We start from the raw sequence: 468 nt of genomic DNA on the forward strand, positions 1-468 counted from the left end.
TTCTGAGTTATCTTCCTTTATTACTTTTTCCTTTTCCTGCTTTTCTGCTGTTCGCGGACTGTCCGCAGGACGAGGGCTGTCCACGCGAGGCGGACTGTCCTTGGAACGCAGGCTGCTTGCCTGACGCGAACTGCCCACCGACAAGGGACTTGGCGTTTCTCTCTTGTCATAATACATAAAAAGCCACGCCGCCGCCCACGAGCGTTTGAAAAGCGAAACTTCTTTTTTATAAAGTTTATGGTATTCATGAAGAAGGGCAATATCGGTATCGGTATTGAATTTTTCGATGATTCCTTCAAGGTTCCGCTTTGCTTTTTCTTTGTCAAACGGCATCTCAACCTCCGCTGCCACTTATTGTCTGAATTGTGCCGTCAGGGTTGTATTTTAACTCAGTTACTTTTAAACTGCGAAGCCATGTTACGCCGCCTGAAGGAACGCTGTCATGGTAGAAAAGATACCACTTGCCCT

1 pseudogene is annotated in these 468 nt (G+C 46.8%); it reads right to left on the bottom strand.

What is annotated here, in order from left to right:
* Positions 1-333: pseudogene (locus tag ACYVRA_RS08725) on the bottom strand (hypothetical protein); the annotation flags it as partial.
* Positions 334-468: the final 135 nt, after the last annotated feature.

It is taken from the genome of Treponema sp. R8-4-B8 (genome assembly GCF_054786175.1).